This is a genomic window from Candidatus Thiosymbion oneisti, from assembly GCF_900092655.1.
Classification (GTDB): Bacteria; Pseudomonadota; Gammaproteobacteria; order Chromatiales; family Chromatiaceae; genus Thiosymbion; species Thiosymbion oneisti.
Genome location: NZ_FLUY01001471.1, coordinates 1 through 6729 on the forward strand (window position 1 = coordinate 1; position 6729 = coordinate 6729).

At 61.3% G+C, this 6729-nt stretch carries 4 protein-coding genes and 1 pseudogene; 1 reads left to right on the forward strand and 4 read right to left on the reverse strand.

Features of this window, described 5'->3' with window-relative positions:
* Positions 1 to 130: 130 nt before the first annotated feature.
* The 4 genes from BQ17_RS15155 to BQ17_RS15170 all read right to left on the reverse strand — a co-directional run bounded on the left by BQ17_RS15155 (position 131) and on the right by BQ17_RS15170 (position 5762).
* On the reverse strand, positions 131 to 808 hold the full coding sequence (locus BQ17_RS15155) for a phosphatase PAP2 family protein (RefSeq protein WP_176722457.1): 678 nt from the start codon (positions 806 to 808) through the stop codon (positions 131 to 133).
* Positions 809 to 1130: 322 nt separating this feature from the next.
* Positions 1131 to 2756: an ArnT family glycosyltransferase gene (locus tag BQ17_RS15160; RefSeq protein ID WP_089728464.1), complete on the reverse strand. Its 1626-nt coding sequence runs from the start codon at positions 2754 to 2756 to the stop codon at positions 1131 to 1133.
* A 360-nt stretch (positions 2757 to 3116) separates the two neighbouring features.
* Positions 3117 to 3995 carry a hypothetical protein gene (locus BQ17_RS15165; protein ID WP_089728466.1) on the reverse strand — a complete coding sequence of 293 codons (879 nt, stop codon included), beginning with the start codon at positions 3993 to 3995 and terminating at the stop codon, positions 3117 to 3119.
* A gap of 336 nt (positions 3996 to 4331) precedes the next feature.
* Positions 4332 to 5762: a dihydrolipoyl dehydrogenase gene (locus BQ17_RS15170; protein WP_089728468.1), complete on the reverse strand. Its 1431-nt coding sequence runs from the start codon at positions 5760 to 5762 to the stop codon at positions 4332 to 4334.
* Between the two features lie 233 nt (positions 5763 to 5995).
* Between BQ17_RS15170 and dcd the strand changes: the two are divergent.
* Positions 5996 to 6565, forward strand: a pseudogene (gene dcd, locus BQ17_RS15175) (dCTP deaminase).
* Positions 6566 to 6729: the final 164 nt, after the last annotated feature.

A 6729-nucleotide genomic window follows, 5' to 3' on the forward strand; every position in this document is an offset into this window, starting at 1 on the left:
TTCGCGCGCTTCGTCGTTTTCTCTTCCGCATCCTGACCGACCACGACAAGCGGTCAGCAGCTAACTTAATGGCATTGACGCTGAACCACGAATGAACACCAACGGACACGAATTCGTGTTCATTCGTGGTTCAAGACACCTTGGATTCCTTGGATGGCCGATAGAAGAGCCCGTAGAGCGCGAGCGCCAGGATCGCCACAATGAAATAGGAAGTCACGACATCACTCAGGAAGTGCCCCCCGGCAGCCATCCGCATCCATGAAACGGCAAGGCTGTACGCAATCGCAACGCCCAAGAGCCATATTCGCCGCGGTGCGATCAGAAGCACGACGATGATCCAGTAGGCCGATGCGGCCGTATGTCCCGAGCTGAATGATTTGCCCTCCTGATCGGATAGGACGAAAGCGGCCGTGAACCTGTCGCTACCACCGAACTGCGCAAGCTTGATAGGTCGGGCCCGCCCCCAGTTTTCCTTCAACAGTCCATTGACGATCAAGCCGGGACCCAACGCGAGCAGGAGCAGCAGGAACGCAAGTTCTTTGGCAGTGAACCGAATCCGCAACCGACTTGCAAAGCGGGCGGACAACCACCATGCAATCAGGCCGATGTTTCCAACCACGAGCAGGAAACCCACGGATCTGTAAATCAGGCGTTCGACCCAGGTTCCTTTCGCCTCGAAGCCGACACCCGGCGTATAGAAGAACCGGGAAGTCATAAGATCGATCTCCGGATAAAAAACCAACAGGGCGCTGACCAGGGCAAACGCGATCCACACCCAGAAAGGAACCCAAAGAAACCGCCTTTTCATACGAATCTCAACGGGAAACGAGTGCCTTGGAAATTGCGGCATGTATCTATCCTGTCCGAGGCGTCGGAGATTTCGCACGTGCTGGTACAAATGCTCTCAATTGCCGGTAACATTGCGTGAACAGGATCTTCACGGAAGAGTTAGCCGCAAATGGACGCAAATAAACGCAATGGGATGAAGAACTATCGATGATGCCGAATCGATTTCGACCAATTTGCGTTCATTCGCGTTCATTTGCGGCAAAAAGAATTTCCCAGCGGAAGAACCAAGCAGATGTTATCGGTACTTCGATACTGTTTTATTCGTCTTGACAAGAAATCAACTACCACATGCCGTCCGCGGTATACGCGAAGAGCTGCCAACGATGGAGGGGATCGGGGCATGGCCGGGCGGCACCCGTCGGTGTTTCCACCAGACCACCGTTCATACAGTAATAGAGGCTGTTTTGTGAACGCAGACTGAAGCCCGGTATCTCCATTGGCAGGACCCGGCGGCCCAGGTACCAGAAACCACCGGCCTGCTCGATCCGCTTCCGGGTCGCCGTGGGCGCAATGGTGCCCCGTAGATACTCCGAAGGGCGTGATATGCCCGGCCATTGGGTTATCTGCCGGTGCGGCGCATAAAATCGCGTCATGGCAACGATCTGATACCGGTCGGAGAACAGGGGTCCGGGCAGGGTTGCTACCCTTTGCGCCAACTCCGAATAGCCGTGGGTTTCCCGCAGGATCCGGTTGTAGCCGTCGGGTAGGGGCAGGCTACCCGTTGAGCCATGCAGCACATACAGGCCCACAAGCAAGAGATTCCCCCCGGCTGCCGCCAGCACCCACATCCGCAGTCTGGCCGCGGTAAGCGCGACGAGCGGCGCGGCTGCCGATAAGTATATAACCGGCCAATTGGGCTCGACCTCGCTGAAGGTCGCCACCAGCGCGAAGAAGGCGAGTGGAAACAGGCTCCCGGTGACCAAGAGCGCCCGTGCCGCCGGGTCGAAGACCGTTAGCCCCTGCTTTGGCCCGGCTCTGTGCCCGCGAAACAAACCGGCGATCGCAGGTAATGCCAGCAGCCCCCAAAGGGCGATCTGGGTACCCAAGAAATCCAGCAGGCCACCGAGACCTTCGGCCACCGAGCGGTGCTCGGAGGAGAGGGTAGTCGCAACCTTGTGATCCCCGGTGGGAACCGGCAGTGAATTGGTCACCAGGGTACCGGTCTCGGTGGAAAAACCGTGGCCGAACTGAAATCGAATGGTCAGCCAATCGTTCTGCGCGTTCCAGAGGAGATTCGGGCTGAAGACCAGGAGCGCCAATAGACCGCCCAGATAAGGCCATGGCGTCCGCAGTGCCTTGGGGTCTGCCCACAGGATCGCCCCCAGAAAAACCGGACCGATGAGCACCATGGTGTACTTGCTAAGCAGGCCGAGACCGATAGCAATCCCCGCGCTCAACCAACGCCGCCGCTCGCCACGCAAGGCCGCCAGACCCTCGTGCAAGGCGAGAGCCCAGGCGAGCCCGAGCGCCGTATCCGGGGTAGCAAGCACCCCGGAGGCAAGGCCCGGCAAGGTTGCGCACGCGACGACCGCGGCGACCACCAGCTCATTGCCCCGCAGATTGCAGGCGCGATAGAGGCGAACCAGCACCACCAGTAAAAGCGTAGCGGCCAGGATGGTGCCGAGGCGTCCGGCAAACGCCGCTGCCGGTGCGAGACGGGTGCCGATCCCGAACAGGGCAACCGCGGGGGGGTGATCGAAATAGCCCCATGCCAGGCTGCGTGCCCAATCGAAATAATAGGCCTCGTCCTGAGTGACCGGGAGCATCCAGGCCGCCCAAACCCGCCAGAGTGTTACCAAGACCAGCGTCGCCCACAGCCAACCGGCAACGGAATCGAGCTTGCCCTGCGGTCCCTCAGAGGCCGGTCCCTTAGAGGCTGTCCAAAAACCAACCCATTGATTTTGCATGATTTGAGTTGTCTTCTATCCAGGCGTTGGGAAATTCGAGTAAGGTCAACAGCCCCTCATTCACCCTCTCCCCAACCCCTCTCCCTCCGAGGGTGTCGCAAAAGTCATTTCGAACCACAGAGAGCACAGAGAAAGGAATCGGCCAATTCTCTGTGTCCTCTGTGGTTTAAACTTCACAGACTGGCAGCTGACGCTACCGCTTTTGCGACACCCTCTCCAGAGAGAGGGGCTTTCTGGATAAATGTCAACAGGACCTAGTACGTAGTTTCAGTCTATTTTTCTTGTATGGGGCTGACGGGCACAATGAGGTGCCTATAGAGGTGGCCGCATCGTACAGGAAAAATAGATCGAAACTAGGTACTAGTCCTTTCCCGCAAGCCGGCGCCTGAGCTGCTTGATGGGCCCTGTCAAGAGGGGCTTGATGCAACCGAATAAGGCCCGGTACCAGGAGCTGATCCGGTGGCGCGGGGCAACGGCATCGGCGGTGGTAAGGCCACCATACCGGACCCGGTACTTGTCCTCCCAATGGCTCAGGCGTTCGTCGAAGGGCCATGCGGCGACATCGCCGTCCCGGAGCCGTCTCCGCACGTAGCCCAGAAAGGAGAGAGGGTGCCGATGCCTGAGCAAGGAAGCGGCAAGCAGATCTAGGTCGTTGGCGTCCAGGCCCGGTAGGCAGCGATCGAGCTCGGCCCGGATCTCGGCCCGGGAGAGCGGCGCGAGCGCTTCAGGCTCCAGGACCAGGGTGGAGCCCCGGCGCTCGCCGGACCGGGTGAGCATCCCATAAGGGTCGTAGGCACGCCTGGTGACGCAGAGGAGCGAGACGCCGCGGTTCTTGAGCGCATTCAGGGCCTCGAGGAAGGCCGCGTCGAAGCCCGCATCCAGGTTCGGATCCGGATTATCGAGGATGGCGTCGAAGTGGTGCAGCAGCAGGCAGACCGGCCGGTTGCCGGCGGTGAGCTTATCGACTAGACCCCCGAGGGTGGGCGGCGGATAGCCGATGAGACCGGTCTGGTCCCAGAGGGTCTCGAGCAGACCGGCGAAGCGGTAGCGATGTTCCTTGAGATCCGCGTGCAACCAGAAAATGTCGGGATCGATGCCCATCAGGTCGTCGAGCAGCCGGGCTCGACCCTGACCCCGACCCCCGATCAGGTTGATGGGACGGCATTGCTCCAGTAGCTCCTTGGCGATGCGGCTGGTTTGCGCTGGTCGTAGGCAATGGCCACAGTTGGGTGGCTGCATAGCGGCGGCACTCCCGGTCTCCGATCAGGGTCGGGCTCCACTCAATCGCTGCCTGCCCCCTGTCTGCCATGTCGGCACAGGCAGGCGTCTCTGGGGTGATCAGCAGGCGCTCACCGCATATATGGCGGGTGGCGCCGTCCCTGGCTTACCCGCCCTACCACCATCCTGCGGGCTTTGCCCAAGGGCTCAATCCGCGAAGATCCTGCTCATTCTAATGTTATCGGCAGCTGGAAGCATCCGTACCAGTCTATGAGTATATTCATAATTGGGTGCTTGAGTATACAAGCATGCCGGGGCCATGTCCCCCAGGGCGCTGTACGGGTGTTGGCGCAGGCCTCAGCGCGATGGATGGGTCGGCTGGTGAGTGATGGGGGCCAGCTCGGTGAGTCCCTCGTTCTTGGCCTCGAGCTTGCCGTAGAGGTCGTAGAGGGCTGCCTGTAGGGCCTCTTCGATAACCGGGTGGTAGAAGGGCAGGCGCAGCAACTGCCCGACCGTCAGCCCCTGCTCGATGCACCAGCACAGCAGGTGGGCCAGGTTTTCTCCCTTGGGCGCAATCATCTCCGCGCCTAGGATGAGGCCGCTGGGCTGATCGGCGTAGACGCGCAGTACGCCCTTGTTCTTGCCCATGATCAGCGCCCGTCCTACGGGCGCCATGCGGATCTGGCCCACGGCGGTGGTCGCCTGGTCCAGGTCGTTCCAACGCCGACCCACGGCGCAGATGTTGGGGTCGCAGAAGTTGATGAGCAGGGGTGTCTTGCGGCGGAAGGCGGTGACCTGGTCGCGGGCGGCGTTGTAGCCGGCGATCTTGCCCTCGTCGCCCGCTTCGTGGAGGATCTGGCGTTCGTCGTTGACGTCGCCGGCGAGAAAGACCGGGAGGTCCCCCACCTGCATGGTGTTAGGGTCGTAGGCCGGGAGGCCGCGGGTGTCCAAGTCCACACCCAGATTCTCCAGGCCCAGGTTCTCCAGGTTTGGGACGCGGCCGATGCTGCACAGGACCCGATCCACCAGCACGCTGTGCTCACCGGCCGTCACGCGCAGCTTGTCGCCTGCCTCGGCGATCTGAGTGGCCTTCCCTAAGTGGATGGGAAACTCCTTGCCCATCAGCTCGATGGCGCTGGCCGATACCTCCGGGTCCTGGGTGCCGGCGATAGTCGTCAGCTGATCGAAGCCCGTGACCTCGACGCCCAGGCGGTGCAGGCTCTGGCCCAGCTCGATACCGATGGTGCCCAGCCCGATGACCGCCAGGGAGGTCGGTAGGTCCTCCAGCTCGAAGAGGTCGTCGGTGGTGAGTATCCGCTCGCCGAAGGCCTGCCAAGCCTGGGGCACCAAGGGCCGCGAGCCGGTGGCGATGACCACGCGTCGGGCGCGGATACGCTGCCCTGCCACCGCCAGCAGGGTGGGCTCGATGAATCTGGCATAGTCCTGAATAAAGCGGTCCTGGGGCATGTTGTCGGTGGACTTGCCGAGCACCCGGTCGACGAAGGTATCCCGTAGGTCCTGGACATGCTCCATGACCCGTTTGCCGTCGAGGGTCAGTGCCTGGTAGCCGTCAGCGCCGTATCTGCCCAGAACCATCCGACGGTGATAGTCCTCCGCCACCTGGATCATGGCCTTGGACGGCATGCAGCCCACCCGGGCGCAGGTGGTTCCGGGCTCGCCGCCGTTGATGAGGACAAAGGACTTGCCGGCACGGCGGATCTGGCCGATGGCGTTGAGGCCGGCGGTGCCCGACCCGATGACGGCGACGTCGACGCTTCTTTCTTCCACTTGAAACTCCTCGCTTGGACATTGGTGACCGCTGGGTATTCTATACCCGTCCCGCCCGGATCTTCCGCCCCAGTGCAGCCTGTCGGAGCCACCGGTTCAGGTCGGTCTCCCCGCGGAAACCACGAATTGTGGTTCTTCCGGGACCCCACTGGTTGCGGAAAGATTTATAGGCACTCGTCCTGTGTGCGGCGGGTATAATCCACAACCAGGTGCACTTTCCGGGGCTATCCTCGATGTCTGTCAAGTCCGACCGTTGGATTCGCCGCATGGCGGCGCAGGAGGACATGATTGCGCCTTGCGAGCCGTCCCAGGTCCGCGGGTCCGATGGCGGCGGCCGGTTCATCTCCTGCGGCACTTCGAGCTATGGTTACGACATCCGTTGCGCCGATGAATTCAAGCTCTTTACCAACATCAACTCGGCCATTGTCGATCCCAAGAACTTCGACGCCAACAGCTTTGTGGACCTCAAGTCGGAGGTCTGTATGATCCCGCCGAACTCTTTCGCCCTGGCGCGGACCGTGGAATAGCTGCGCATTCCCCGCAATGTGCTGGTAGTCTGCCTCGGCAAGAGCACCTACGCGCGCTGCGGCATCATCGTCAATGTCACGCCTCCGGAGCCCGAGTAGGAGGGTCATGTTACCCTGGAGTTCTCCAACACCACGCCCCTGCCGGCCAAGATCTACGCCAACGAGGGCGTGGCCCGGATCCTGTTCTTCGAGTCCGACCAGGTCTGCGAATCCTCGTACCGGGACCGTGGGGGCAAGTATCAGGGCCAGCAGGGCGTCACCCTACCCAAGCCCTGAACCGAGGGTGTCGCAAAAGCCCCTCTCCCGCCGGGAGAGAGTCTGCGCCGAGCGCAGCGAGGGGGCTTGGGGAGAGGGGGTCAAAGGCTGAGGTATCCCCACATTATTGCAATCTAAAACAACGAGTTATGGAGCGAATGAGCGGCCACGATGCCCTCATGGCT